Source organism: Pseudomonas zanjanensis (genome assembly GCF_014268745.2).
In the GTDB taxonomy this organism is placed as follows: Bacteria; Pseudomonadota; Gammaproteobacteria; order Pseudomonadales; family Pseudomonadaceae; genus Aquipseudomonas; species Aquipseudomonas zanjanensis.
Genome location: NZ_JABWRB020000001.1, coordinates 1,927,527 through 1,953,890, shown reverse-complemented (window position 1 = coordinate 1,953,890; position 26,364 = coordinate 1,927,527). Strand labels below are relative to the sequence as shown.

Genomic DNA, 26,364 nt, shown 5'->3' with positions numbered 1-26,364 from the left:
CAGAGGCTTCATCGCCGCAATGGATCGTTGCTCTACTCCTGCATATCCGGCGCATAAACAAAACACAGCTTGTTCCCCTCCGGATCGCGGCAATACGCGCCGAAATAGCCTTCGCAATATTGCGGCCGCGGGCCGGGTGGGCCTTCGTCGGTACCGCCCATGGCCATCGCCTGCTCCCAGGCGGCGCGGACCGTTTGCGGGGAGTCGGCGGCGAAGCTCACTTGCATGCCATTGCCCCAGGTCGCGGGCAAGCCGTTGAACGGCAGTTGGACAAACACCTGGGGCCAGTGCTTGCCCGGCTGACGCCAGCCTTCCCCCGGCGGGCCCGAATCGTTTTCGCTCTCCATGCGCTCCAGTCCCAGGCAGCCGAGGACTGCGTCATAAAAAGCGACCATTTTCGGCAGGTCGCGGGCGCCGATCTGGATGTGGCTGAACATGGCCCTGCTCCTCTTTCAAATCCGTACGTGGGTTGGAGAATACCGCAACCTCCAATGTTCGCCCGATGCCGCCTATTCACCGACGAAACAGCCCTCGTCACGCTCATCGACTGACCGGACAATCCGACCGAACTCCGCCAGAAAAACCAAAGTCCACCCTCCATCGCAACCCAACTGGAGAACGACAATGGCCGACTACCCTTTCCCGCCTTTCCCGAAACAAAGCCAGCCGGTGCCCGGCACCCAGCGCAAAATGGATCCGTATCCGGACTGCGGCGAGCAGAGCTACACCGGCTCCGGACGCCTGGCGAACAAGATCGCCCTGATCACCGGTGCCGACAGCGGCATCGGTCGCGCCGTCGCCATAGCCTTCGCCCGTGAAGGTGCGGACGTGGCGATTGCCTACCTGGACGAGCATGAAGACGCCAAGGAAACCGCGCGCTGGGTCGAACAAGCCGGCCGCCAGTGCCTGTTGCTGCCCGGTGACCTGGCGGACAAAGGCCTGTGCCGCAAGATCGTCGATGAAACCGTCGCCCGCTTCGGGCATATCGACATCCTGGTCAACAACGCCGCGTTCCAGATGACCCACGAATCCCTCGAGGAGATTCCCGACGAGGAATGGGTGCGCACCTTCGATATCAATATCACGGCGATGTTCAGGATCTGCCAGGCCGCCGTGCCGCACATGAAGCCCGGTGGTTCGATCATCAACACCACCTCGGTCAACTCCGACATGCCCAAGCCGACACTACTGGCCTATGCCACTACCAAGGGCGCCATCGCCAACTTCACCGGCGGCCTGGCGCAAATGCTCGGGCCCAAGGGCATCCGGGTGAACAGCGTGGCGCCGGGACCGATCTGGACGCCGCTGATCGTGGCGACCATGCCCGAGGAAGAAGTGCAGAATTTCGGCTCGCAGACACCCCTCGGGCGTCCTGGCCAACCGGTTGAGGTGGCGCCGATCTATGTGCTGCTGGCCTCCGACGAAGCCAGCTACATCACCGGGGCCCGTTATGGGATTACCGGGGGCAAGCCGATGCTTTAAGCAAAGCGCAGTGTTTTACCTGTGTTTTCTGTGGCGAGGGAGCTTGCTCCCGCTGGGCTGCGAAGCAGCCCCTCAACTCTTGCCAACACCGAGTTGTCTGGTCGTTGGGGGCCGCTTCGCGACCCAGCGGGAGCAAGCTCCCTCGCCACAACAGCCCCCGTGCCACAAAAAGTGTCTAGCGACAGTGCTCAGGACGGCTCCTTGGCAATCACCGAAATCTTCCCGTTACGCTCGATAATCGCAAACTTGATTTGCTCCAGGGTCTCGATGCCTTGGCTGGAGCGCGCGGCCTCCATGATGTCCGCCTCGATCAACCGGGCATGGCGCATCCGGCCACGAAGGATTCGCCCGTCCTCGACGATGATGGTCGGGCCGCCATCGATCAGCCGCGAAACCCACTGCGAACGCAACTTGAGCAATGAAAAACCGACATCGATGGCAATCAGCGTCACAATCACCATCAGCGCGTTGGTCATCGAGAAATCGTCGCCCAACAGCGCCTGCTGAGTGGCCTCGCCGATGATCATCAACAACACGAAGTCGAAGGTGGTGATCTCGGCCAGGGAACGCCGCCCGGCGATCTTGAACAACACCATCAATGCCGCGTACAACGCGGCGGCTCGCAGTACCGAATCCATAGGTCACCTAAGGAAATATGAACTGTTTGAAACTGACCGTGGCGCCGCCGGGGGTGGCGATGCGGCTGTGATAGGTCCCGAACCCTTCGCCAAGCAATGACAGATACAGGCTGGCCTGCCCTTGCTTATCCGCTTGGACCCAGAGCGTCATGCCCTGCCCCGCGCCCGCTGAGCGCATCGGTGGCGGTTGCAGCGTTTGCACCTCGAAACCTTCCAGCCAATCGCCGCCCAACGCCACCTCCAGCACGGCGTTGGGTTGGCCCTTGAGACGGATGGTCATGGTGTTGGCCGAGCCGTTGCGGTGGAACGCCTGGTACTCAACGCCCAGGCTACCGTCGCTGCTGTACAACTCCCGGTCGCTCAACGGGCCCCGGGAAAACAGGCCCAGCAAAGTCAGGATCACCAGCAGCACCAATACGTACCAGCCCACTCGCTCAAAACGCCAGACCTTGTGCTGGAAGACCATGTCTTCGCGCACCGGGAAGTGGCGGCTGCGGTGATCGTCCTGCTCGTCTTGATCGGTCATGGTCGGCCCCTATCGACGCTCACCCGCCACGGCGCGTTGGTGAAAAGTGGGCAATTGCTGCAACACATATTCGGCGGCCCACAATTGCACCTGGCTGCGGTTGCCGAAGAACCGCTCGCGGCGACTGAACAAGGCGCGCTGGCCATTCACCTCGAACGCCCAGGCAAAACAGACGGTGCCGGCGGGTATACCGTCCTTGTCCTCTGGCCCGAGCAGGCCGGTGGCCGCCACGGCTGCGTTGGCATTGGCATCGCGCAAGGCACCAAGAGCCATCTCCTCGGCGACTTCACGACTGGTGAGATTGAACGTCTCGATGGTGCGTGGACTCACGCCGAGCAAGCGCTGCTTGGCTTCAGGGGAATACACCACATAGCCGCTTTCGATCAGTGAACCGCTGCCGGGCACCTCGGCCAGCAGCGTGACAATCTGCCCGGCGGTGCAAGATTCGGCCGTGGTCAGGCGCAGGTCATGTTCGCGCAGATAATCAACCAGGGTTTGGGCAACAGTCATGGCAAACGGTCCTTCAGGGATGCTGATGGGTTGACCCCTGCCGTTTTGATTCATTCCCTTTATCGCACCGTCAGCCAGATCCTGGAAATAAATGAAACCCCTGTCTGTAGCCGTACCTCAAACCTACATGGGCCTCATGCAGAGGCCGTCCTGATCAGGAGGTCGTCATGTCTGCACCTTTCGTCAAACTGTTCACGCATCCTGAGTTCGCCTGGGCCGACATCCGCGAACAGGAACAGGCGCATCCACGCCACTACCTGGCTCACTTGCTGTTGCTCGCGCTGATCCCAGCGGTGTGCCTGCTCATCGGCACCACTTGGACCGGTTGGAGCCTGGCCGAAAACGAAACGGTACGACTCAGCAGCGCCAGCGCGTTCCAGCTGTGTGCGTTGCTGTACCTGACCATCGTGGTCGGCGTCACGCTGATGGGGCTGTTCATCCGCTGGATGTCCCGCACCTTCGAGGTGCGTCCGACGGTCAACCAATGCATCGGTTTCGCCGCCTATACAGCCACGCCCTACTTCCTGGCCGGGATTTTCGGCTTGTATCCGAGCCGCTGGCTGGCCGTGGCGGTGTTATTGCTGGCGTCGGCCTACTCGACCTTCCTGCTGTTCGTCGGATTGCCCAAGTTCATGGGCCTCAAGAAAGAACAGGGCCTGCTGTACTCGGCAAGTGTCTGGGGCGTCGGTTTGCTGGTTCTGGTGACGATCCTGGTGGAAATGATCCTGCTCTGGTTCAACTACCTGCAGCCGGAATATCTGCGTGTGCCGGTGGGCTGAGGGCATTTTCGGGGCGCACAATGCCGGTGACGGTGGCTTTGCAGTGCCCGGCCTTCGCAATCTTCGTGCAACCGGACTATCCTGCGAGTTTTTGCCCCCTGAATTTGATGTGGCGGGACTGGATTGCCCCGCCCTTTAAGGCCAAGAATTTATGTGTCCATCAAGCAAACGCTCTCCCAATGTGCCACAGCGACGAGAGCTGAGCCCCAGTGACCTGAACTTCCCGGTGGTGGGAATCGGCGCTTCGGCGGGCGGCTTGCAGGCCATCAAACAGTTTTTCGAGCACATGCCCAAGGACAACGGCATGGCGTTCGTCATCGTCCTGCACCTGGCGCCGGACCATCAGAGCCTGGCCGGCAAGATCATCCAGGAAACGACCAAGATGCCGGTGCTGCAGGTCACCGAAACGGTGCCGATCCGCAAGAACCACGTCTACGTGATTTCCCCTGCCCAAAGCCTGCACATGAATGACGGCTATCTGCATGTCACCCCGGCCGAACCCCGCCAGGGCGGGCACGTGGCCATCGACCTGTTTTTCCGCGACTTGGCGGATGTGCACAAGGAAAGGGCCTTTTGCCTGGTGTTGTCGGGCACCGGCTCCGACGGCGCCGTGGGCCTGTCGAGAATCAAGGAACAAGGCGGCGTGACCATTGCCCAATCCCCGGCAGATGCCCAGTTCGATGGCATGCCCCGGGCGGCCATCGATACCCAGATGGTCGATCTGGTGCTGCCAGTGGCGGAAATACCGCAAAAGCTCCTGGAACTGTGGCACAACTCCCAGGCAATCCGCCTGCCCACCGCCAATGACCCGGAAATTCACACCCAGCCGCCGACCTCCGAACGCGAGGCCGCCGCGGCCGAGCAGTCATTGCATGACATCCTGGTGCAACTGCGCGCCGGTACCGGCCATGACTTCAAGCATTACAAACGCGCCACGGTGCTGCGCCGTATCGAACGGCGAATGCAAGTCACCGCCCAGGCGGATTTGCCATCCTATTACGCCTACCTGCAGAGCCACCTGGAAGAAACGAAAGCCTTGCTCGGCGACCTGCTGATCGGCGTGACCAACTTCTTTCGTGACCGTGAGGCATTCGAGGCCTTGGAGCGGGACGTGCTACCCAGCCTGCTCCAACCCGTCGAGCCCGGCAGCGTCGCTCCCGAGGAAATACGCGTGTGGTCGGCGGGCTGCTCCACCGGCGAAGAGGCCTATACCCTGGCGATGCTGGTCAGCGATCAACTGGTGCATGACGCCAGCTCCGCCAAGCTGCAAGTGTTCGCCACCGACATCGATGAACGTGCCATTACTGCGGGCCGTAACGGCGCGTACCCAGAGGCGATCATTACCGACGTGCCCCCGACCCGGCTGCGTCAATACTTCCTTAAGGATGGCCACAACTACCGCGTGCGCAAGGAGATCCGCGAGCGGGTGCTGTTCGCCAAGCACAACCTGCTGTCGGATCCGCCGTTCTCGCAGATCGACCTGATCGTCTGCCGCAACCTGTTGATCTACCTCGACCGCGAAGTCCAGCGCGAAATCCTGCAAATGTTCCACTTCGCCCTGCGACCGGGGGGCTATCTGTTCCTCGGCTCGTCGGAATCGGCCGATGCCTGCCATGAACTGTTTACGCCAGTGGACAAGCGCAACCGGATCTTCCGCAGCAAGTACGGCACCGCCAGCAGCCGCCGCACACCGACCATGCCTCGCGGCGGTTACGTGCGCGCGACGTCCTCCCCGGCTGCGCCCCTGGCCGCCCCGATACGCAAGGTGTCGTTTGCCGACATCCACTTGCGCGCCATCGAGCGCTCCGCGCCGCCGAGCATGATCGTCGACGCCAACGCCGACATCCTGCACATGTCCGAAAGCGCCGGACGCTTCCTGCGCCATGTCGGCGGCGAGATGTCGCGCAACCTGCTGACGCTGGTCAATCCGCAGTTGCGCCTGGAGATCCGAACCACGCTGTTCCAGGTCAACCAAAGTGGCCAGGCGGTCAAGTCGCGCCAGGTCAACCTCGAGCGGAATGGCCGACGGTTCCTGGTGGATCTGCTGGCCCAGCCCTATCGCGACGACCAGTCCGACGGTGACTTTGTCCTGGTGGTGTTCGATGAGGTGGAAGTCGACGCGGCCGAACAGCTTGAATCCAACACCGACCAGACCGAGAACCAAGTCCTCTCCAACCTTGAACGGGAACTGCAACGCACCAAACTGCATCTGCAGGACACCATCGAGCAGGCCGAGGTCTCCAGCGAGGAGCTCAAGGCTTCCAATGAGGAAATGCAGGCGATCAACGAAGAGTTGCGCTCAGCCACCGAAGAGTTGGAGACCAGCAAGGAAGAGCTTCAGTCGATCAATGAAGAACTGTTGACGGTCAATTACGAGCTCAAGACCAAGGTCGAAGAAACCGACAAGATCAACGATTACCTCACCAACCTGATTGCCTCCACCGACATCGCCACGGTGTTCGTCGACCGCAGCGTGCGCATCAAGTGGTTCACGCCAAGGGCCACGGAAATCTTCAGCATGCTGCCGGTGGACACCGGCCGCTCGCTGCTGGACATCACCCATCGCCTGGATTACGCCGACATGGCTTCGGACGCCACCCAGGTGTTCGAATCCTTGAACATGATCGAACGGGAAGTCAGCAGCAACGACGGCCGCTGGTACATCGCCCGGCTGCTGCCGTACCGCTCCAGCGAGGACCACATCGACGGCACGGTGTTGACCTTCATCGACATCAGCAAGCGCCGGGCGGCCGAGGAAGAATTGCGCCTGGGAGAAGAACGCATGCGACTGGTGGCCGAAAGCACCCGGGACTACGCCATCATCCTGCTGGATGAACATGGCGTGATCACTCGCTGGAACACCGGGGCCGAATTGATCTTCGGCCATTCCAAGGCCGAAGCCGAGGGCGCCTATTACGACTTCATCTTCTCGCCCCAGGACCGCGCCGACGGCGTGCCGGAAAACGAATTGAGGCTGGCCCGGACCAACGGGCGCAGCGAGGACGAGCGCTGGCACCTGCGCAAGGACGGCAGCCGCTTTTTCTGCAGTGGCGAGGTCACCTTGCTACAAGGCGACCACCAGCAGGGTTACGTGAAAATCGCCCGCGACCTGACCGGCCATAAGCGCCTGCACGAAGAACAGACCCAACGGCTGATGGAAACCCAGAACACCAGCCACCTGAAGGACGAGTTTTTCGCGGTCATGTCCCACGAACTCAAGCACCCGCTGAACCTCATCCAGCTCAACGCCGAATTGCTACGACGCTTGCCGGTGACCAAGACCGTCAGCGCCGCGGCCAAGGCCGTCAACACCATCTGTGACGCCGTGACCAGCCAGGCGCGAATCATCGACGATTTGCTCGACGTGGCGCGGGTGCGCACCGGCAAGCTCAAGCTCAAGCGCCAGGCCGTGGACCTGGGCCGAGTGCTCCAGGACATCTACACGGTGGTGATCAATGACAATCACCCGAACAAGGTGACCCTGGAACTGCCGGAAGGGCCCGGCGTGCTGATCGTCAACGCCGACCCGACCCGGTTGGAGCAGGTCATTTGGAACCTGGTGAACAATGCCCTGAAGTTCACCCCCAACGGTGGCCGCGTGCAGTTGATCGCCAGCCAGGACGGCAGCATGGCGCGACTGGACGTCAAGGACTCCGGCGTGGGCATCGAGGCCGAGCATTTGAACGAAGTGTTCGACCTGTTCGGCCAGGCCGAGACCCAGCACGCGACCCATCAACGCGAAGGGTTGGGCATCGGCCTGTCCCTGGTGCGGCAGTTGACCGAGGCCCATGGCGGCAGCGTGGAGGTCAAGTCCGATGGGTTGGGCAAGGGCTGCACGTTTACCATTCGCCTGCCCTTGAGCAAGCTCGAAGAACCACAAGCCAAGCAAGCGCCCAGCAATGGGCAATCCGGTCGTCTGAGCGGCCTGACCGTTCTACTCGTGGATGACTCTCCCGAAGTGCTGGATACCCTCAAACTGCTGTTGGAGATGGAAGACGCCCAGGTCCTCGCCTTCGACCTGCCGCAAGAGGCCTTGCAAAGCGCCCGGGACGCCCGTTTCGATGTGGTGATCTCTGACTTGGGCATGCCGGTGATGAACGGGCATGAGTTGATGCAGGCATTGCGTAAGTTGCCCCATGTCAAACACATTCCGGCCATTGCGTTGACGGGGTATGGGGCGTCGGTGGATATGCAGAAGTCCCGGCAATCGGGGTTTGATCAGCACATTGGCAAGCCGGTTTCCTATGATGAGCTGATCGATACGATTGAACAGTTGTTGCGTTCGCAGGTTTATTGATTCGCGCTGCGCTGTTGGATTGTGTGCATATCCGTTACCGCAGCAATGGATATGTACTCAATCAACAACCCCTGGCCGCGAGCAAGCTTTGCTCTCACAGGGGCACTGGGGCTTTGGCGCAGATATTCTCAGGCAACACAAAACGACAGTGGGAGCAAAGCTTGCGCGCGATAGCGTGGGCTCAGCTTGGAGAGGTGTCGACGGTCCTACCCACCATCGCAACAATGCTGACAAACAGCTCTTGCTTCGCCTCGTCAGCGCTGATTTCCCCGGTGGCGGCCGCATTGGACAACGCCTCCGCCGCCCCCAGCATCGCTCGCAAACCAGCCTGGCCGACGCCCTTGGTACCCGCAAACGGCTCCAACACCACGCGGCACTTGTCGAGGAAAATTCCCTCGTATTCGCGCTTGATGCGCTCCAGCTCCGGCGAACTGGTCAGCGCCGCGATCACCCCGGGAATCTCCCGACCTTGCAGCAGCACGCACTCGACGTAGGACGAAGCGATCACCGCCGCCCGGCTTTGCAAGGTGGCGTCGCTGGCCTCCAGGGCAGCGTCCATCAGCGCGGTCTGGCGGGCATCGAAATCCTGGTACAGCGCCGCCAACAGCCCGGATCGGGTGATGAAGTGGTCATAGACGATGGGCTTGGTCACCCCGGCCTGGTCCGCCAGCCGCGCCAACGTAAGAGCATCACTGCCCTCCTCCCGCACCAGCCGCCAGGCAACCTCCAGCAATTGGCGCTGCCGGTCCTGCCGGGACAAACGACGACGTGGTGAAGGCGGCGAATATTCGTCAATGCTTGACATGCTAACTTTACCAACCGTAACTTACTAAGCGTAACTTAAGCATACCTGTCTTCAAGGCCTCGTGACCAGAAGGAGTTTCGCCATGCATGCACTCATCGTTGTGGCTCACCACGATCCACGCTCCCTCACCCACAGCCTGGCCCGGAAAATCGCCGAGGGCATTACCCTGGCCAACTCTTTAGATACGTTTGAGATTGCCGACCTGGCCGCTGAAGGTTTCGATCCGCGCTTCAGTTTCGCCGACCATGCGGTACACCACCGCGAGGCCCTGCCGCCTGCGGATGTGCTGGCCGAACAAGCCAGGATTGACCGAGCCGACGCGCTGGTATTGGTCTATCCGATTTATTGGTGGTCCATGCCAGCATTGCTCAAGGGCTGGATCGACCGGGTGTTTTCCAACGGTTGGGCGTTCGATTTCAGCCTCGACAAACCGTTTATCCAGAAGCTGCAACACTTGCGGGTTCACTTGGTGGGAGTCGGCGGTGCCGATGCCGACAGCTTTCAACGTCACGGCTACGATCAGGCGATGACCACGCAGATCGACCATGGCATTTTCGGTTATTGCGGCGCCCAAGTGGTGAGTTCCCAGCGTTTGCTCGACTCGGAAACGGCCGATCCGCAAGCGCTTTTGCGAGCCGCCGGCGTTATCGGCCAGCGGTTGTTCGCAACGCTTGATGAAACCACACAGGCGCCCGCTATTGCATGCGCCTGAGCTCAGAACCAAGCGTTCACAGCGCACGACCATGGGCGGCGGACAGCGTTGCGTCACGCCCGTAGATATCTGGGATGTACACCGCCTGGCCCTGGCTGTCTGCTTGTGCTGTCCAGTAACCCAGCAGGATCGACATGGGCCGGGCCAGCCTGAACTCGTGGGTCGATTCACTGGCCAGCAAGGTGTCGGTGCGGGCCCGTTCAGCCGGGCTGACCAGCAGGTCGCGCAGGTGCATCACTTGCTCGATCCGCACGCAACCTGAGCTGAAGGCCCGCGGACCTTTGCTGAACAGCGACTGGCTCGGCGTGTCATGCAGGTACACCGAGAACGGATTGGGGAAGCGGATCGCCATTTTGCCCAACGGGTTCTTCGGGCCCGGGTCCTGGCGAAGCATCAGGTTGCCCGGGTGCTCCCAGTCGATGTCCTCCGCCAGCAACGGCAGGCCTTCACTGTCGAGGATCCGTAGGTTGTGGCGGGTGAGAAACTCCGGATCACGGCGGATCTCGGGCAGTTTGTCCTCGCGCATGATGGTCGGCGGAATGGTCCAGGTCGGGTTGAGCGTCAGTCGAGTGACATGGGATTTGAGCAACGGCGTCTGCCGTTGCGCCCGGCCCACCTGGGTGCGGGTTTGCCAGACCGGCGCGCCGCCCTGGTAAACCGTCAACTGCGCCGCGGCCACGTTGACCAGGACGCTGTCGGTTTCCACGTCCTGGGCCAGCCAACGCATGCGCTCCAGATTGATGCGCAACTGCTCTCGGCGCATGGCCGGGCTGATGTTCAGCTCGGTGACGGTCCACGGCCCGACCACGCCATCGGCCTGTAGCGAATGCCGGGCCTGGAAGCTCTTCATCGCCTCCACCAACATGGGGCTGTAATGCTCGTCGCTGACCTGCGGCGGCGTACTCAAGTACCCCTCGTTGAACAGGCGCTGGGCCAGGGCGGGGACACGGGCGTCCTGTTTGTCCGGTTGCAGCAACGGCCCGCCTGGCACCGCTTGCCATTCGCCCAGCGGCTGTTGCCGTAGCCGGGCATAGAGACCGCGCAGGTTGCGGTAAAGGTCCAGGTTCGGCCGCGCCTGTTCAAAGGCGTCGGCGAGGTTTTGCAGGCCCAGCCCGGCGATGGCCAGCACCACGGCAGGGTGATCCTGTGGCGGTGGGTTGGCTTTCCATACCGGCTCCAGTCGGTCTTGGGGCAAGTAGCCGAAACGCAGGTCATGCAAAGCTCGCAGGTAGCGCTGGCTGATGGCGATGTCGGCGCAATGAAGGCCTTGGACCGCGTCCCCGACCGGCAGGCTATAACGAGCCGGATCCAGGCCGTCGTCGGCCAACTGCTGCAACTGGACCTGGAACGCTCCCCGTCGTTCGTCGTCCGCCCAGACTTCCTGGCCTGCGTTTTGCTGGTAGAACGCCTGTAAGTCAAGCTGCGTCGGAAAATCGACGCCCACCGCGACGTTCGGGCACGCGACCGCCAGTTGCGCCAGCGTGGTCTGCACCAGAGCCGGGTCGCCGTCCTCGGCTTTGGCGACCAATGGCGCCGTGAGCAATAAAAGGCTCAGGTAACATGCGGACTTTTTGAACAACTGCTTTACTCCAATCCATGGCCGTCTCGTTGACGGTGAATTTTGCGACAGGTACGACCCGCCATCATGCAGACAAACACAATCGGACGGGATGCCGCGAACGAACACCACGCTGGAACCGCTTCGCCTGTATCGGGCTTTTTGCGCCGATTTTGCCTGGTCATGCTGGGCCTGGGTATCATTTGCAGCCCGGCACTGGCGGAAAAAAAGGCCAAGTCGAAAACGCTTTACCACAGCCTCGCCCAGGCAGCGCCGGAACTCAATCCCCTGGCGCTGAAAAGTGCCTTGAGCGCCATGCAATGCGCCATCGCCAATGGCGCCGGCCAAGCCCGCCACCTGGCGGTCATCGACTACTCGCAACCCTCCACGGCCCGGCGCCTGTGGATCTTCGACCTGCGGCAAAAGAAGCTGGTGTTGCGCGATCTGGTGGCCCATGGGCAGAAATCCGGAGAAAATTTCGCCACGCAATTCTCCAATCGCCTGGGCAGCTACCAATCCAGCCTGGGCCTGTTTCGTACCCAGGAAAGCTACCAGGGCGCCCACGGTTATTCACTGCGCATGGATGGCCTGGAGCCGGGCTTCAATGACCTGGCCCGCGACCGGGCGATCGTGATCCATGCCGCCGACTACGTGAATCCGTTGTGGAGCGTACGCCAGGGACGCATCGGGCGCAGCCAGGGCTGCCCTGCCGTACGCCCGCAAGTGGCGCGCCAGGTGATCGACAAGCTCAAGGGCGGGCAATTCATGTTTTCCTGGTACCCGGACCCGAGCTGGCTCAAGCGATCGGCCTATCTCAACTGCCAGCCGCAACAGGTGGCGAGCATCCTGGCCACAAGCGGCGGCTAGTAGCACCTTTGTGGCGAGGGAGCTTGCTCCCGCCGTAGGAGCTGCCGAGCGAAGCGAGCCTGCGATCTTTCCACTGACAATTGAATCGAAAGATCAAGATCAAGAGATCGCAGGCTTCGCCAGCTCCTACAGAGCCCAGCGGGAGCAAGCTCCCTCGCCACAGGGATTGCACCAGGGTCGGCGACGGTTAAAATGCCGGCCTTTCGAATCCCTGGCGTTGCCTGAATGAATTGCGTAGCCCTTCAAACCCTTCACGACCATTTGCTGACCGCCCTGGCATCGGTGCCGGAAGAGACCCGCCGTCTGTTCCATGGCCGTGGGCGCTGCTGGCCGGGGCTGGAGCAGGTCACGGTCGACTGGTTGCAAGGGGTGGTGCTGGTCTCGCTGTTCAAGGAACCGGACTCCACGCATCTTGACGATTTGCGCGCAATGCTGATGGCATTGACCACGTCGCCGGCCTGGCAACACAGCAAGGCCCACACCCTCGCCGTGCAGCACCGCTACTTGCCCGATAGCCTGACCCAGTGGCTAGTGGGTGAGCCCATCGATGAGTGGACCCTGACCGAAGGCAGCTTGCGTTACCGGATCGACCTGGGCAAAAAGCAGAACAACGGCTTGTTCCTCGACATGCGCTACGGTCGCGACTGGGTGCGGGCCAACGCCAATGGCAAGCGGGTGCTGAACCTGTTTGCCTACACCTGCGGTTTCTCGGTGGCGGCGATTGCCGGGGGCGCGCAGCATGTGGTCAACCTGGACATGTCCCGGGCGGCCCTGAGCCGCGGCCGCGACAACCATCGCCTGAACGGCCACGACCTGAGCCAGGTGACTTTCCTCGGCCACGACCTGTTCAAGTCCTGGGGCAAGGTGATCAACAGCGGCCCCTACGACCTGGTGATCATCGATCCGCCCACCTTCCAGAAGGGCAGTTTCCTGCTGACCAAGGACTACCAGCGGGTATTGCGTCGCCTGCCGGAACTGCTGACCGCCCACGGCAAGGTATTGGCTTGTAGCAACGACCCGGCCACCGGCCCGGATTTCCTTATCGAAGGCGTCACGCGTGAAGCGCCTGGCCTGACACTCGAAGAGCGACTGGCAAACCCTCCGGAGTTTCCAGATGCGGACCCCGCCTGTGGTTTGAAGGCCTTGGTGTTCAAGCGTGACGCCCCGCCCATCGGCTGAAACTTCGTACCGGGTTTACACATTTCCACTATTTGACGGATCTTGCCCACAGCTAGACGTGTTTCACGTTGTCCGCAACGTGAAACGGTCCGGCAGCGTTGCCGCTGCGCAGCACCTCGACAGGACAGCGGGAAACGCCGATTCCGCCGCCCCGTCAACACCTCGATGAGGATTATCGTGGCCGCTGCGCCCACCACGGGTCGACCATGCCAGTCGTAATCCGGCGAACCAGCGTCTCGATTTCCCGGCTCTTGACTGACCGGTAGATCGCCATGGTGCGCCGCAGCTGATCCTCACTGAGCATCACCGGCTGGCCTGAGCGCCAATCCACGTCTGCCACTGCGTCAAGCCTTGCGCGACGCCAAGTCAATTGGCCGTTTTCCTCAACCTGTTCCCAGGCGCTCGGCAAGTCGGCGTCAGGGTGCGCAAGGTTATCCAGCAATACCTGTGGCCAACGGGACGGATCCACGGGGTCGCTGAAGGCGTCCACCAAGTCACCTTCGACGACCTCCCAGGCCGATAGCTGATGGGGCCATTCACCGGACATCAGTCCAAGATAGGGCCGCCAGGTCAGTTCTCCAACGCGGGGCATGTGGTCGTTGTTGTTGAACGTGTCCTGGGCGTCGCTGAGCCAGTTGATGAACGCCTCTCGTGTGGCATACGCCTGGCGTTGCACGGGATTGGGGTAACGCTGGGCCAGCGTGTGGTTCCAATAAAGGTAATGATCGTTTAGAAAACTGCTGAACGGTACGGATTGTTGTTCAAGGCGCGCGCGAAGCGCCGATTCGAACATCATGAAATGAACTTCCAGCTCCAGGAGGTCTGGAGGCTGCCTTTCCAGAATGCGCGCTTGCAGGCGTGTGCGCAGCTGGGCCATTTGCAAGTCGAAATCGGCGATGACTCTTGAGAGAGGTGCATGAGCATTCCGGTACCCAACGTAGTGCTGCAGAATTGCGGCAGCTCTGTAGCGATCTTCGAAGGTCAATCCGTTAGCCGTATCGGTATCCGCCTCGCGCATGGTGCCGGAAAACCAGTCGATGAAGCGTCGTCCCCCCGCGTCATCACGAGCCTCTTCCAAAGCGCTTCGCAGTCCCGGGTTGATATACAACCAATCGTCGACTGTGTACCTGAACGCCTCGGGATTGCGGCTGCGCAGGGCACTGATTTGGGTGCTGGGCAATGGATTGTCCTCAAGCAACAGCCCGACGGTGCCCCCCTCCAACCGAGCGATGAGGGGAAGCAGATCATCCCGGATATCAGTGATACGGTTGTTGCTGAGGTCTACGACGATTTCTTCGCCCGGCGGCTGGGACAGCACCGCCAGCGCCAGCGCTGGCACCCGTGTGAGCCCTGCATTGGTCATTTCCAGATCGCGTAGAGCTACCAGTTCGGGCAGTGGAGGTAGTTGACTGCAATTGTTCCCATTAAGGCTGAGTTCCTCCAGGTCCGTGGCCGTGCGCAAAAATGCGCTGCCCTGTTCATCCAGCCGCAGGCCGCAGCGCGACAGATCCAGCGCGCGCAACCCAGGTAAAGCCGTGATGGCCTGTAGCTGGCCCGGGGTAAAATCCAGATTATCGGTCCAAAGAAGCTCATTCAGCGAGGGCAGCTCCGCAAGACGACTAATGGCGCTAATGACTTCAGGGCCAGCTGTTCCCGTAAGGACTCTGGACAGGTCCAGCGTTTCCAGGCTTGGCGCTAAATCGACGCCAAGGAGGGGCGCGAACATACCCGCAGTCATGTGGAGTGGATTCCCGTCAAGCGACAGCTCGACCAGTTCACCCAGCTCCCCGACTACCGATGGTATTGCAGTGAGCTGGTTACGTTCCAAGTCCAACAATTCGGTGTTGGGAAACAGCCTGATGAAGTCCGAAGGATCCTCGCTCAGGCCCATGTCCGTCAGGATCAGCTGCTCGATGTGCTCGAATCGTGCGTTAATCGGCGGCAAATGACCAAGTCGCTGCCCCATGAGCCGTAAGGTCAGCTCATTGCTATCTCCACTGGGGTCCGGTGCGCGCCACCAGGCCCGGCGAATGCGCATTGCAATGTCCCTGCGCAGCGAAAGCCTCCCCTCGACGTCGAAGCTGTTTTCGGCGGGATGATGGACCCCCTCGAAGATTTCCCATTGGCGCAGTCCTTGGTCCAGTTCCGTCCACTCGTTTTCCAGCTGGGTGATCAACGTTTCCACGCTGATGTTTTGGCGCTGGGCCTGCTCGGTCAGATTGTCTCGAAGCCGTTGCAGCTCCCCCCCCGCATGGGCGGGGTATAGCCGCTCAAGACGCTGATTGAGACTGCCATGCCAAACCTCCAACGGCAGCCGTCCACGGCCACTGAGTGGATAGCCCAGGCGTCCGTTCAGCCATTGCGGGCGTACCCCACCCGTGCCGAGGCCCCTCATCATCAGGTAACGACGCAGCCCTTGCCGATCAGCCAGGGCTTGTGCAAGCAGCTCTGTACGAAGCCGGGTCCCTTCCCAGATGTTCAAGCCCAACGCCTGACGCGCGTCGTCCGGCATCGCCCTGAGCAATGCATCTTCCAGACTCAGCGCGTCCGCCAGTTCGTTTCCCTGTTCATCGAAGGGACGGTACGCGTCGCCCTCCTGGCGAAGGGTCTTCAACGGTCCTGTTGCACCCACGTCAAGTGGACTGCTCAGTTCACGCTGGAACAGGCGCAGGCGCACCCGACCTTGCAGCATGGGCATTTCGCCGATCAGTCCCATGACCAGACGGTCGCGATCAGCGCTGCTTTCACCGCGTTCCAAGGCCCGCAAGGCTCGGCCCAGGCGCAATTCCCGCAGGGTTTCAGCGCATTGACGGCCGAGGTTTTCGCTCACGTGCCCTTGCAACAGGCGAACCCGATCCTGCCCCGCGGCCTGGCTGGCGAGTTCATTCGCCAAGGTTTGCGGCAGCCCAGGAAAATCCCGGACCAAGGGCGCAGCCAACGGATCGACCGTCGTGGCGCGGGCCATGCCGGCCGTTACCCGCTGAGTGTTGGCCTGCAAATGCCGGGCCCAGCGCCCGGACAAGAGACGGCTACGTTCCGCCGAAGACAGGCCGAAGCTACTTTGCCCCAGCAGGGCCGTCTGCTCGTCCATTCCCATACGGGTGAGGATGCGCGCCGCCCAGGCGTCATTCTCAAGGTCCAGTTTGCTTAACAGGAGCATACGCGTGCCGGCGGCATTGCCCATCGGGTAAAACTGCACGCCATCGTGATAACGTACCGCAATCTCCTGCGGCCAGCCTGGCAGCTCCAGGAGCATCTGCACGCTGCGAAAATGCACCCCGCCCGGCGCTTGATCCCGACTCAGGCGCCCAATGGTGCGTCGCACCTGCTGCCAGTTCCAGGCTTCGTCCAACGCATCCGATAATATCGCCGGCAACGGTTTTCCCTCGACTTGCAGATAACGCAAGTGCGCCTCGCTGATACCGACCTGGCGTTGCACCGCGAGAATCGCAGCGTCGTCCAGTTCGGCCGGCGTCTCGGCAAAATTACGCAGCAATGACAGGTTGTCCCGTTGCAACGGGTTGCGATGGGCCCACTGCCAGCCACGGGTTCGGCTCCATTCCAGCGGCGGCGTTACGCCTCGGTGACTGCCCGGCAGGCGCAACGCCAGATCGCGTTCCGTGCCCTGCACTTCGAAATAGCGGTCGTCAATGCGCACCCACGCCTCGTTTGTCGTGCGCCAGACACCCCAGGCGTCCAGCTCGGCCTCCACCGGCGGCGGGCGCCTGGCCGCAAACGGCGTGACGTCGCCATTCCACAGGCGGGTGCTGCCATCACGCACCGGCATGGGCTCCATCGCCCCTCCAACGAACCCCAGGTACGCACCTTGGGCGACACCGAACAACACATTGAAAATATGATCGATGCCCTCTTGCGAATGTCCTTCGTTGAACGCCTGGATGCCCTCGAAGATTTCATACACCAGCCGCACCCCGCCCACCGCAGCCGCGGCCATGCCGATGGGCGCACAAAACGGAATGAAGCTGGCGGCAACCATCAGCACCTGCTCGGCGAAGTGCTCCCAGTATTCGAAGCGCGCCAACAGCGCCTGCCAATCCTTGTCCCGGGTCGACACCATCAAGGCCGAAGCGTTGGCCAGGGTGTGCCCGCGCCATTCGTGGTAGCGGCTGTGCCAATGATCCCCGCGCACATCGCCAAGGCCCCAAGCGACGCGGGGCGTCGGCACCCTGATGCGCCGACTGTCACCCGTTTCGCCCCGCTCGCCTTCGCGCCAGCCAGTAATACGAGCGTGGATTTCCTGGAAGAGGTTGAGGTTGTCTTTGACTTCCCACTCCACCTGGTCATGCAAGGCCGCGCCCAGTTCGGCCTGCAAACGCATCGGCAGGTAGCGCATCAGGCTCTGGCGGTAGCTGCGTTTTCGGACCCGCTCAGTCAGCTCCGCCGACATGGCCTGCAAGCTGGAAAACTGCTGGATGGGCGCGACAACGTCATGGGGCATGTGCAGCACCACCGGGCGGACGCCCTCGGCATCACCCTGCACCCCCCAGTAGATCCGGGCGCCGAACAGCGGCACCGAGAGCAGTTCCAAGGATTTGATCTCGCAGGCCAGCGGCGACGTGCGCCCTGCTTCCAATTGCACCCCGACAGAGGCCAGCAACCGCTCGCCGGTTTGATCCAGACGCCCGTCCAACTTCGCCTCGTAGGCGTCATAGGCCAGTTGACTGCGTGAATAGGCCAGGTAAGCCTTGGCGACAGCGGGCGTGTCGCTGCCAATACGCGGAAACCGGGTTTCGAGCAGTGTGCGATAAGCGCCTCCGACATCCACGCGGCGACAAAGCTGCGCGAAACTGGCCGGGGTGATAGGCAACGGGAGGGTGTCTGAAAAGCCCTCCCAGTGGAGGAACTCTCCCGGCTTGCCCTGGATGAAAACCTTGCCTTTTTTATCGAAATCACTCCCGGCCACCGCATCGGTGGGAGGGTAATTGAGCATCGCCGCCTCGACCATCGACAACGACCGGTCGGTGACGTAGGGACCGCGCTTGACCCGGGCCCGGCGCACGACGTCTGCTGGACTGCTCCCGCGTGCTGTCGTCCGGCTCCACACCCGCACCTCCGGCTGGGCCTGAAGCAGGTCGAGCGTAAAGTCATAGGGCGCGGGCAAGTCCTTGGTCAAGGCATTGAGCGCATCGCTGTCGCGCTGCAATTGTTGGGTCAGGGTCTTGAAGCGCTGCTGTTGGGCTCGCAGCGCTCGCCTCAACCAGATGGGCAGCCTGGCCTGGATAAAATCGATATGGGTATCTTGAGTGGACATGATGGACCTCCGTCCTTGGGGTCGATTGAGCGTTCGAAATGCTAAGGTGCACTGAACTGAAGCGCCTGCGATGCTGGCGAAAACACGCGCTTTTTGAAACCATCCAACCGTTGCAAGGGGTTGCCAGGCGCGTAGGAACGTCACGCCGTGGCGAAGGAGGCGCTGTGGGATCGGCCCCCGCCTCCCCATGGCGACCGGCCAAGCGCTTGTCCTCCAAGACCAGCACTTGGCCAGGCCACGCCGATCAGGCGGCCATTCGCTCACACGCCTCGGCGCATGACCGGCAAGCTTTTGCACACGCCTGGCAGTGCGCCGGTTCGTGTTTGCCACACTCCTCGCCACACGCCCGGCAAATTGCCGCGCACACGTTGCACAGTTCGGCGGCGACGCTGCTGTCGCGTTTCATGAGCGTTGCCGCGAGCCGACATAGGTCGGCGCAGTCACGGTCCAGCTCGATGCACTTAGCCATCATCTGTACGCTCTGCTCACGCAGGCAGGCTGCGGCGCAGGTTTCACAGGCCATGGCGCAGGCGATGCATTCGGCTATGCATGCCTCGTAACGACTGTTCATGGGAATCTCCTGTTGCGAAGGTCGATTGGGGTTACCGCTCATGAAAACAGGGGCGGTATAAGGTCCGACTCGGCCGTCAATCCGGAGGTTTCGAGAGAAAAATTACAATTTTGTCAGCCGCTCAGACCACCAGCGTCAACCACGCCGACACCAGCAGCATCACCGCCATGACTCGATTGAACCGCCCCATCGCCACGGCGGAACGGCAGAAGCGCGCGGCTCCCCGGCCCAGGTAGGCCCAGACAGTCATGCAAGGGATCGAAATGGCGAAGAATGCCAGGGACAACCACAGAACCCGCACGGTACGGTCGGCCTCGGCCCCTGCGAAGACGCTGACCACCGCCAACGCCATCATCCAGGTTTTCGGGTTCACCAACTGCAACCCAGCCGCCCCGGCCAGACCCAAGCGTGGCCCCTCGACCGGACGGTCCGGGTCGATGACCTCGGCCGGTGCGCGGAAAATCTGCCAGGCCATCCAGCTCAACCAGGCGATGCCCGCCCATGAGAGCAGCGTCTGAATCGTGGCATGGCGCGCCAGCACGTCTCCTAATCCGGTGCCGACCAGAAGCACCAGCAAGGCCGCTGCCGCACAGGCACCGAGGATGATCGGCAAGGTGGTTACCAGGCCGAAGCGCGAGCTATGGCTCAGCACCAGGATATTGGTCGGGCCCGGGGTAATGGAGGCGACAAACGCGAACAAGGCAAACGGCAGTAACTGGTCCATGGAGCGACTTCTCGGTGAAGGATCGATCGCTTGATCATCCCCGCCAAGCCTTGGTCAGTCTGGAACAATTGAGCAGCGCTTGCGGTAGTCCGCCGGGCTCAGGCGATAGGCACGCTGGAACCAGCGGCCCAAATGGCTTTGATCGGAAAAACCAAGCATGGCCGCCACCGCCACGGCACTCTCGCCACTGGCCAGCAGGCGCCGGGCACGGGCCAGGCGCAACTGGATGAGATAAGCATGGGGCGCCAGGCCGAAAGCGGCCTTGAAGGCACGGGTCAAGCGGAAACGGTCCACGCCGGTGACCCGGGCCAGGTCATCCAGGCCGATGTCTTCGCTCAGGTGACTGTGCAGATAATCCCTGGCCTGCTGCGCCACCAATGGCAGCCGCGGATCCGGGTTGATCCGTGCCCGCCAGTGCAGGTGTTGGGTCAGGTTGGACAACAAGGTATCGAGGGCCGTCTGGCGCACGATGCGGATCTCTTGCTCGTGCAAGCTCTGGAAGGCCAACGCCGTGGCACTCGCCAACCGCGCATCGTCGGTCAGGGTGGCGGCGAATCCCAGTTGGGCGTTGTCCGGTGCCTCGTCGAACAACGAACGCAACTCGCGCTCCAGCCATTGAGGTTCTAGGTACAACGTGCGGTAGGTAAACCCGTGGTCATGGGGCGCATTACCGTCGTGCAGTTCACCGGGCTCAAGCAGAAACACCTTGCCCGGCGTGCTGTTGTGTTGCTGGCGACGGCAATGAAACTGTTGCACGCCCTGCTCGGTCACGCCCACCAGATACGTGTCATGCCAATGGGGATCATAGGCATGCCCCTCGAAATGCGCGCGCACGGTCTCGATACCGGACGTCGCGTCCTGCTTGAGATCGATCCAGTTGCGCGCCGTCATGCCCTGTCCCGTTTGGTGAATGTGCTCTTGGCAGATTAACTGCTGGAGAAGCGTGTGTCTGGAAGATTTGTGCAGGCCTGCGATCCCTGTGGGAGCCGAGCTTGCTCGCGATGGCGGTGGGCCTGCTTGCATCGATGCTGAATGTGCCGCCGCCTTCGCGAGCAGGCTCGCTCCCACATGGTTTTGGTCGAATAGAAGATCAGCGTCCACCGCCGATCCCTGTGGAGCCGAGCTTGCTCGCGATGGCGGTGGGCCTGCTTGCATCAATGCTGAATGTGCCGCCGCCTTCGCGAGCAGGCTCGCTCCCACATGGTTTTTTGGTCGAATAGAAGATCAGCGTCCACCGCCGATCCCTGTGGGAGCCGAGCTTGCTCGCGATGGCGGTGGGCCTGCTTGCATCGATGCTGAATGTTCCGCCGCCTTCGCGAGCAGGCTCGCTCCCACATGGTTTTTTGGTCGCTTAGAAGATCAGCGTCCACCGCCGATCCCTGTGGGGGCCGAGCTTGCTCCACAGGGGAATTCCATAGCTTCATGACCGCTTCAAGCATCCGGCGTAATCACCGGCAACACGGTCTCAACCGCCAAACGAGCCAACTCCGCATCCTGCTCAGCCTTGACCCCAGACACGCCAACAGCCCCAATGCATTGGCCGTCATGACGAATGGCCACCCCGCCTTCAAGCATGCCCTGCAAGTGCGGAGCGCTGAGGAAAGCGTAACGACCACCGTTGATCATGTCCTCGAAAACCTTGCTGTCACGCCGCCCCATAGCGGCCGTACGCGCCTTTTCAGTGGCGATATAGGCCGATAACGGCGAGGCATCGTCCAGGCGCAACAGCCCGATGGGATGACCACCGTCGTCCACCACACACACCGACACCGCCCATTGACGCTGGTGAGCCAGCTCCTTGGCCGCCACCAGCAATTGCGCAACGTCCTGCTCAGTGAGTACCGCTTTGGTCTTCATGAATCACTCCGTGTTGTGCGACAGCAAGCCCGCGAGACAATCAAGCGCCCGCCCGGCAGGTCGAGGAATTTTCGTTCTGCGAACCATAGCGCACTTGCGGCAGTTCATTGAAGCCCGGTTGCTGGCGACCCGCTGCGCCTGACACGAGCCCCTACGCCCACTCCAATGGATCCACTAACACAACCAATCGTCCACACCCCCAGCAAAATCATTGACAATCAAATTAGTTAAGAGAGTTAATGGATCCACAAACAAGAACAATCCGCCTGGAGATCCGTCATGTACCCCAAGAACGCCTGGTACGTTGCCTGCACCCCCGATGAAATCGCCGACAAACCCCTGGGTCGCCAGATCTGTGGTGAGAAGATGGTTTTTTACCGGGGGCACGAAGGCAAGGTCGCAGCCGTGGAAGACTTCTGCCCCCACCGCGGCGCCCCGCTTTCCTTGGGCTACGTCGAAAACGGCAATCTGGTGTGCGGCTATCACGGCTTGGTGATGGGCAGTGATGGCAAGACCGTCGAGATGCCGGGGCAACGGGTACGGGGATTCCCTTGCAACAAGACCTTTGCGGTGCAGGAACGCTACGGTTTCATTTGGGTCTGGCCCGGTGACCAGGCGCTGGCCGACCCGGCACAAATCCATCATCTGGAGTGGGCCGAAAGCGATGAATGGGCCTACGGTGGCGGTCTGTTCCATATCCAGTGCGACTACCGCCTGATGATCGACAACCTGATGGACCTGACCCACGAAACCTACGTCCACGCCTCGAGCATCGGCCAGAAGGAAATCGACGAAGCGCCGCCGGTAACCACCGTCGAGGGCGATGAAGTAGTCACCGCTCGCCATATGGAAAACATCATGGCCCCGCCGTTCTGGCGCATGGCCTTGCGCGGCAACAACCTGGCCGATGACGTGCCGGTGGATCGCTGGCAGATCTGCCGTTTCACCCCGCCCAGCCATGTGCTGATCGAAGTGGGCGTGGCCCATGCCGGCAATGGCGGCTATCACGCTGCACCGCAATTCAAGGCGTCGAGCATCGTGGTGGATTTCATCACACCGGAAACCGAGACCTCGATTTGGTACTTCTGGGGCATGGCCCGGCATTTCCAGCCGCAGGATGAAGCCCTCACCGCGTCCATTCGCGAAGGCCAGGGCAAGATCTTCAGCGAAGACCTGGAAATGCTCGAACGCCAACAGCGCAACCTGCTGGACCATCCACAGCGCAACCTGCTCAAGCTCAACATCGATGCCGGTGGCGTGCAGTCCCGGCGGGTGCTGGAGCGCTGGATCGCACGGGAGCGCGAGGCTCAAGCCGGGTTGATCGCCAGCACTCATCAGCCGCAACTGGCGGAGCAACGGCCATGATCGAAGTCCAGGTCACGGCGCGACACAACGAAGCCCTCGATATTTGCAGCTACGAGCTGAGCCGAATCGACGGCGAGCCATTGCCGGACTTCACCGCCGGTGCCCATATCGATGTGCACTTGCCCGGCGGGCTGATTCGCCAGTACTCACTGTGCAACCATCCCGAGGAACGGCATCGCTACCTCATCGGCGTGCTCAGGGACCCGGCGTCCCGCGGTGGTTCGCGCAGCTTGCACGAACAGATCCAGCCCGGCATGCGCTTGCACATCAGTGAACCGCGCAACCTGTTTTCGCTCGCTCCCCACGCCCGGCGCAGCCTGCTGTTTGCCGGCGGCATCGGCATTACGCCGATCCTGTGCATGGCCGAGCACCTGGCCCAGAGCGGCGCGGCGTTCGAGTTGCATTACTGCGCCCGTTCACGGGACCGTGCGGCCTTCGTCGAACGCCTGCGCCAGTCCCCTTACGCTGACCAGGTGTTCCTGCATTTCGATGAAGAACCCGAAACCCTGCTGGACGCCGCCAGGGTCCTGGCCGCCCCCGATAGCGACCTGCACCTCTACGTCTGCGGACCCGGTGGTTTCATGCAGCACGTCCTCGACACCGCCAAGAGCCAGGGCTGGCAGGAAGACTGCCTGCACCGCGAATACTTCGCCGCCGCCCCCACCGACACCCGCGCCGATGGCAGCTTTTCGGTCAAGCTCGCCCGCAGTGGCCAGGTGTTCGACGTACCGGCGGACCGCAGCGTGGTGCAGGTGCTGGAGAGCCACGGCATCGAGATCCCGATCTCCTGTGAACAAGGCGTGTGCGGTACCTGCCTGACGCGGGTACTGGAAGGTGTGCCGGAACATCGGGACATGTTTCTGACCGAAGCTGAGCAGGCCTGCAACGACCAGTTCACCCCGTGCTGCTCCAGGTCGAAAACACCGGTGTTGGTCCTCGACCTCTAACATCCGAACAACAGGGAACCCTGTGGTGGGCTTGCTCCACGTTGTTTACCGTGGATCAATCTGTGCCGTGATGGCTGGGAAAGCTTTTGTGGCGAGGGAGCTTGCTCCCGCTTGAGTGCGCAGCGCTCATCGCTTTTTTGGGGCCGCTGCGCGCCCCAGCGGGAGCAAGCTCCCTCGCCACAGGACCGTGCGGTTCCCAATACCTTGTGGGTATCCAACATCACCGCAAACTGGCCCTCCGCTTTCGCGAGCAAGCTCGCTCCCACAGGGGATTTGGAGTGGATACGAATATTGCAATCACCAGCCGCCGAGGCGGTCACTCCGAACGCAGGATCACCTTCATTCGCTCATCAGCCAGTGTCGAGCCGAACACCTCGGCGTAGCGCAGGGTCGCATTGGCATGCTCGCGCATGATCGCCTCGGCGCGGCCGCTCTGGCGGTTGATCAGTGCGTCGAACACGGAATGGTGTTGCATATGGGCATAGTTGAAACGGCGAAACTCACCGGCCATGTTCTGACGATCCACCGCCAGGGCGGTGACTGAGGCGAATGGCAAATGATCGTTGCGGGCCAGGGCATCGGCGATCGCCGGGTTGTGGCTGCCTTCGACGATTACTTGGTGAAAGCGCATGTTGAGGTCGTGATAGACCTCCAGGTCGTCCTCGGTGACATAGCCTTTGGCGAACAGTTCATCGCCCTTTACCAAGCATTGCTCAAGCGTCGCGCGGGCCTCTTCGGACAAACCATGCTCGGCTGTCTGCCGTGCCGCCAGGCCTTCCAGCACGCCACGCACCTCCACGGCCCCAGCGATTTGCTCGGCGCTGACCGAACGCACCTGGAAACCGCGCCCGCCAAAACGCACCAGTAACCCTTCCTGCTCCAGGGTGCGGAAGGCCATGCGCACCGGCATGCGCGAAACGCCAAACAACTCGGCCGTGGGGATTTCCATCAAGCGCTCGCCAGCGGCCAGCTCGCCCGAAGCGATCATCTTGCGCAGCGCAACCAGCACCGTTTGGCCGGGCTTACTCATCCAGGCAATTCCAGAAAAAAAGAAGCCGTCATAGTAGAAGGCTTGGCCCAGCGTGTCACGGCAACGCCAGGGACCGGCCCGTGATGAAAACGGTGGCAACCAGGCCGGCTGCCACCGCTGACGGTTCAAACGCCCGCCAGTCCCCGCAGTTGCGCCAAGGTCTGCTCGTCCAAAGTAATCCCCTGCTCATTGGCCTTGCTGCGCTCGCGGTGACGACGGTCTCCCGGCAACCGCCGCAGCCCGACACCGTGCATCTGCCTGACCAATTCCCGGCTGCGCTCGGCGAAGTCTTGCCCGGCGGTCTTGCTGGGGTCGATCACGATCAACAACTGGCCGGTCCACGGCGTCTTGGCGCCCGGATGATTGCTCCAATCGAATTCGAAGGAAAAGTTGCCCCCCGTCAGCGCCGCCGCCAGCAACTCGACCATCATCGACAACGCGGAGCCCTTGTGTCCGCCAAATGGCAGCAGCGCACCGCCTTCAAGAATCGCCTTGGGGTCGCGGGTCGGCTGGCCGAGGCTGTCCACGCCCATGCCGGGCGGCAACAACTCGCCCTTGCGCGCCGCGATCTGCACGTCGCCGTGGGCGATGGCGCTGGTGGCCAGGTCGAAGACGATCGGCTCACCGTCGGCCCGTGGCGCGGCGAAGGCAATGGGATTGGTGCCGAATAACGGACGGTCCGCGCCGTGGGGCACCACGCACGTCATGCTGTTGACCACAGTCAACGCCACCAGGCCTTCGTAGGCAAACGGCTCGACATCCGGCCAGAGCGCCGCGAAGTGATGGGAGTTGCGAATGGCCAGGACGGCGATCCCGGCGCTGCGGGCCTTTTCCACCAGCAAGGCGCGCGCGGCGGCCAGGGCTGGCTGGGCAAAGCCGTTGCCGGCATCCACCGCGACGAACCCTGAGGCGACGTCTTCGACCGCCGGCACGGCCTCGCCGTTGACCCAACCGCTGTTCAGCGTCGAGACATAACCGGGAAGGCGAAACACCCCATGGCTATGAGCACCGTCGCGCTCGGCCCCGGCGCAGTTTTCGGCCAGGCACCGAGCGACTTCGGTCGAGGTGCCATGACGCAGGAAAATCTTCTCCAGCAAACTCACCAAAGCATCGAAAGACAAGGTGCAAGAAGCGGCATGATCGGATGGCGCAGACATCTGAAGCTCCAGAATGATTGTTGGAGGTAGCAACAGCGTAAAGGACCCGCCCGGTGATTAAACACTGTTTCAGGCGCGCACTGCCAAT

General features: G+C 61.9%; 21 protein-coding genes. 8 read left to right on the top strand and 13 right to left on the bottom strand.

Annotation, left to right across the window (positions count from 1 at the left end):
• Positions 1–32 precede the first annotated feature (32 nt).
• The gene (locus HU715_RS08180) at positions 33–437 is read right to left on the bottom strand and encodes a VOC family protein (RefSeq protein WP_186705685.1); all 405 of its coding nucleotides are present in this window, start codon (positions 435–437) and stop codon (positions 33–35) included.
• Between the two features lie 187 nt (positions 438–624).
• Between HU715_RS08180 and HU715_RS08175 the strand changes: the two genes are divergently transcribed.
• A complete protein-coding gene (locus HU715_RS08175; RefSeq protein WP_186705686.1) occupies positions 625–1,482 on the top strand; it encodes an SDR family oxidoreductase in 858 nt (285 codons plus the stop codon).
• Between the two features lie 188 nt (positions 1,483–1,670).
• On the opposite strand, the gene HU715_RS08170 is transcribed toward HU715_RS08175, so the two are convergent.
• Genes HU715_RS08170 through HU715_RS08160 form a run of 3 tightly spaced genes read right to left on the bottom strand, consistent with a single transcriptional unit; the run spans position 1,671 to position 3,156 of the window.
• Entirely contained in the window at positions 1,671–2,120 is a 450-nt protein-coding gene (locus HU715_RS08170; protein ID WP_186705687.1) for a DUF421 domain-containing protein, read from the bottom strand.
• 7 nt (positions 2,121–2,127) lie between these two features.
• Positions 2,128–2,646, bottom strand: a complete 519-nt coding sequence (locus tag HU715_RS08165; protein ID WP_186705688.1) for a hypothetical protein — start codon at positions 2,644–2,646, stop codon at positions 2,128–2,130.
• A gap of 9 nt (positions 2,647–2,655) precedes the next feature.
• Positions 2,656–3,156, bottom strand: coding sequence for a CinA family protein (locus tag HU715_RS08160; RefSeq protein WP_186705689.1), 501 nt, complete (start codon positions 3,154–3,156; stop codon positions 2,656–2,658).
• A gap of 167 nt (positions 3,157–3,323) precedes the next feature.
• Between HU715_RS08160 and HU715_RS08155 the strand changes: the two genes are divergently transcribed.
• Both HU715_RS08155 and HU715_RS08150 read left to right on the top strand, forming a co-directional pair.
• The gene (locus HU715_RS08155; protein ID WP_186705690.1) at positions 3,324–3,935 is read left to right on the top strand and encodes a Yip1 family protein; all 612 of its coding nucleotides are present in this window, start codon (positions 3,324–3,326) and stop codon (positions 3,933–3,935) included.
• Positions 3,936–4,086: 151 nt separating this feature from the next.
• The gene (locus HU715_RS08150; RefSeq protein WP_186705691.1) at positions 4,087–8,232 is read left to right on the top strand and encodes a CheR family methyltransferase; all 4,146 of its coding nucleotides are present in this window, start codon (positions 4,087–4,089) and stop codon (positions 8,230–8,232) included.
• Between the two features lie 181 nt (positions 8,233–8,413).
• Here HU715_RS08150 and HU715_RS08145 read toward each other — a convergent pair whose 3' ends face one another.
• Positions 8,414–9,037 carry a TetR/AcrR family transcriptional regulator gene (locus tag HU715_RS08145; protein ID WP_186705692.1) on the bottom strand — a complete coding sequence of 208 codons (624 nt, stop codon included), beginning with the start codon at positions 9,035–9,037 and terminating at the stop codon, positions 8,414–8,416.
• A gap of 82 nt (positions 9,038–9,119) precedes the next feature.
• On the opposite strand from HU715_RS08145, the gene HU715_RS08140 reads away from it, so the two are divergent.
• Positions 9,120–9,749 carry an NAD(P)H-dependent oxidoreductase gene (locus HU715_RS08140; protein WP_186705693.1) on the top strand — a complete coding sequence of 210 codons (630 nt, stop codon included), beginning with the start codon at positions 9,120–9,122 and terminating at the stop codon, positions 9,747–9,749.
• A 16-nt stretch (positions 9,750–9,765) separates the two neighbouring features.
• Here HU715_RS08140 and HU715_RS08135 read toward each other — a convergent pair whose 3' ends face one another.
• Positions 9,766–11,328 carry a L,D-transpeptidase family protein gene (locus tag HU715_RS08135; protein WP_186705694.1) on the bottom strand — a complete coding sequence of 521 codons (1,563 nt, stop codon included), beginning with the start codon at positions 11,326–11,328 and terminating at the stop codon, positions 9,766–9,768.
• A gap of 162 nt (positions 11,329–11,490) precedes the next feature.
• Here HU715_RS08135 and HU715_RS08130 point away from each other — a divergent pair, with 162 nt between their 5' ends.
• Both HU715_RS08130 and HU715_RS08125 read left to right on the top strand, forming a co-directional pair.
• Positions 11,491–12,174: a murein L,D-transpeptidase catalytic domain family protein gene (locus HU715_RS08130; RefSeq protein WP_186705763.1), complete on the top strand. Its 684-nt coding sequence runs from the start codon at positions 11,491–11,493 to the stop codon at positions 12,172–12,174.
• Between the two features lie 225 nt (positions 12,175–12,399).
• Positions 12,400–13,353, top strand: coding sequence for a class I SAM-dependent methyltransferase (locus tag HU715_RS08125; RefSeq protein WP_186705695.1), 954 nt, complete (start codon positions 12,400–12,402; stop codon positions 13,351–13,353).
• A 172-nt stretch (positions 13,354–13,525) separates the two neighbouring features.
• Here the strand turns inward: HU715_RS08125 and HU715_RS08120 are convergent, their stop codons facing one another.
• From HU715_RS08120 to HU715_RS08100, 5 genes are all read right to left on the bottom strand, one after another.
• Positions 13,526–18,625, bottom strand: a complete 5,100-nt coding sequence (locus tag HU715_RS08120; protein WP_186705696.1) for a leucine-rich repeat domain-containing protein — start codon at positions 18,623–18,625, stop codon at positions 13,526–13,528.
• A 244-nt stretch (positions 18,626–18,869) separates the two neighbouring features.
• The gene (locus HU715_RS08115; RefSeq protein ID WP_186705697.1) at positions 18,870–19,196 is read right to left on the bottom strand and encodes a four-helix bundle copper-binding protein; all 327 of its coding nucleotides are present in this window, start codon (positions 19,194–19,196) and stop codon (positions 18,870–18,872) included.
• 121 nt (positions 19,197–19,317) lie between these two features.
• On the bottom strand, positions 19,318–19,920 hold the full coding sequence (locus HU715_RS08110; protein WP_186705698.1) for a LysE family translocator: 603 nt from the start codon (positions 19,918–19,920) through the stop codon (positions 19,318–19,320).
• A 54-nt stretch (positions 19,921–19,974) separates the two neighbouring features.
• Entirely contained in the window at positions 19,975–20,811 is an 837-nt protein-coding gene (locus tag HU715_RS08105) for an AraC family transcriptional regulator (RefSeq protein WP_186705699.1), read from the bottom strand.
• Between the two features lie 540 nt (positions 20,812–21,351).
• Positions 21,352–21,777: a GlcG/HbpS family heme-binding protein gene (locus tag HU715_RS08100; protein ID WP_186705700.1), complete on the bottom strand. Its 426-nt coding sequence runs from the start codon at positions 21,775–21,777 to the stop codon at positions 21,352–21,354.
• 279 nt (positions 21,778–22,056) lie between these two features.
• Here HU715_RS08100 and HU715_RS08095 point away from each other — a divergent pair, with 279 nt between their 5' ends.
• Both HU715_RS08095 and HU715_RS08090 read left to right on the top strand, forming a co-directional pair.
• Positions 22,057–23,142 carry a Rieske 2Fe-2S domain-containing protein gene (locus HU715_RS08095; protein ID WP_186705701.1) on the top strand — a complete coding sequence of 362 codons (1,086 nt, stop codon included), beginning with the start codon at positions 22,057–22,059 and terminating at the stop codon, positions 23,140–23,142.
• The gene (locus HU715_RS08090) at positions 23,139–24,089 is read left to right on the top strand and encodes a PDR/VanB family oxidoreductase (RefSeq protein WP_186705702.1); all 951 of its coding nucleotides are present in this window, start codon (positions 23,139–23,141) and stop codon (positions 24,087–24,089) included. Before HU715_RS08095 ends, HU715_RS08090 begins: the two co-directional genes overlap by 4 nt.
• A 316-nt stretch (positions 24,090–24,405) precedes the next feature.
• Here HU715_RS08090 and HU715_RS08085 read toward each other — a convergent pair whose 3' ends face one another.
• Both HU715_RS08085 and HU715_RS08080 read right to left on the bottom strand, forming a co-directional pair.
• Positions 24,406–25,119 (bottom strand): GntR family transcriptional regulator, encoded by a 714-nt coding sequence (locus HU715_RS08085; protein ID WP_186705703.1) that lies wholly within the window; start codon positions 25,117–25,119, stop codon positions 24,406–24,408.
• A gap of 125 nt (positions 25,120–25,244) precedes the next feature.
• Positions 25,245–26,276 carry an Ldh family oxidoreductase gene (locus tag HU715_RS08080; RefSeq protein WP_186705704.1) on the bottom strand — a complete coding sequence of 344 codons (1,032 nt, stop codon included), beginning with the start codon at positions 26,274–26,276 and terminating at the stop codon, positions 25,245–25,247.
• Positions 26,277–26,364: the final 88 nt, after the last annotated feature.

Coding starts and splice junctions, on each gene's coding strand:
- HU715_RS08100 (WP_186705700.1), bottom strand. CDS start 21,777: ATGAAGACCAAAGCGGTACTCACTGAGCAGGACGTTGCGCAATTGCTG.
- HU715_RS08105 (WP_186705699.1), bottom strand. CDS start 20,811: ATGACGGCGCGCAACTGGATCGATCTCAAGCAGGACGCGACGTCCGGT.
- HU715_RS08145 (WP_186705692.1), bottom strand. CDS start 9,037: ATGTCAAGCATTGACGAATATTCGCCGCCTTCACCACGTCGTCGTTTG.
- HU715_RS08110 (WP_186705698.1), bottom strand. CDS start 19,920: ATGGACCAGTTACTGCCGTTTGCCTTGTTCGCGTTTGTCGCCTCCATT.
- HU715_RS08120 (WP_186705696.1), bottom strand. CDS start 18,625: ATGTCCACTCAAGATACCCATATCGATTTTATCCAGGCCAGGCTGCCC.
- HU715_RS08090 (WP_186705702.1), top strand. CDS start 23,139: ATGATCGAAGTCCAGGTCACGGCGCGACACAACGAAGCCCTCGATATT.
- HU715_RS08180 (WP_186705685.1), bottom strand. CDS start 437: ATGTTCAGCCACATCCAGATCGGCGCCCGCGACCTGCCGAAAATGGTC.
- HU715_RS08125 (WP_186705695.1), top strand. CDS start 12,400: ATGAATTGCGTAGCCCTTCAAACCCTTCACGACCATTTGCTGACCGCC.
- HU715_RS08130 (WP_186705763.1), top strand. CDS start 11,491: ATGCTGGGCCTGGGTATCATTTGCAGCCCGGCACTGGCGGAAAAAAAG.
- HU715_RS08115 (WP_186705697.1), bottom strand. CDS start 19,196: ATGAACAGTCGTTACGAGGCATGCATAGCCGAATGCATCGCCTGCGCC.
- HU715_RS08150 (WP_186705691.1), top strand. CDS start 4,087: ATGTGTCCATCAAGCAAACGCTCTCCCAATGTGCCACAGCGACGAGAG.
- HU715_RS08160 (WP_186705689.1), bottom strand. CDS start 3,156: ATGACTGTTGCCCAAACCCTGGTTGATTATCTGCGCGAACATGACCTG.
- HU715_RS08095 (WP_186705701.1), top strand. CDS start 22,057: ATGTACCCCAAGAACGCCTGGTACGTTGCCTGCACCCCCGATGAAATC.
- HU715_RS08155 (WP_186705690.1), top strand. CDS start 3,324: ATGTCTGCACCTTTCGTCAAACTGTTCACGCATCCTGAGTTCGCCTGG.
- HU715_RS08165 (WP_186705688.1), bottom strand. CDS start 2,646: ATGACCGATCAAGACGAGCAGGACGATCACCGCAGCCGCCACTTCCCG.
- HU715_RS08170 (WP_186705687.1), bottom strand. CDS start 2,120: ATGGATTCGGTACTGCGAGCCGCCGCGTTGTACGCGGCATTGATGGTG.
- HU715_RS08175 (WP_186705686.1), top strand. CDS start 625: ATGGCCGACTACCCTTTCCCGCCTTTCCCGAAACAAAGCCAGCCGGTG.
- HU715_RS08085 (WP_186705703.1), bottom strand. CDS start 25,119: ATGAGTAAGCCCGGCCAAACGGTGCTGGTTGCGCTGCGCAAGATGATC.
- HU715_RS08140 (WP_186705693.1), top strand. CDS start 9,120: ATGCATGCACTCATCGTTGTGGCTCACCACGATCCACGCTCCCTCACC.
- HU715_RS08080 (WP_186705704.1), bottom strand. CDS start 26,276: ATGTCTGCGCCATCCGATCATGCCGCTTCTTGCACCTTGTCTTTCGAT.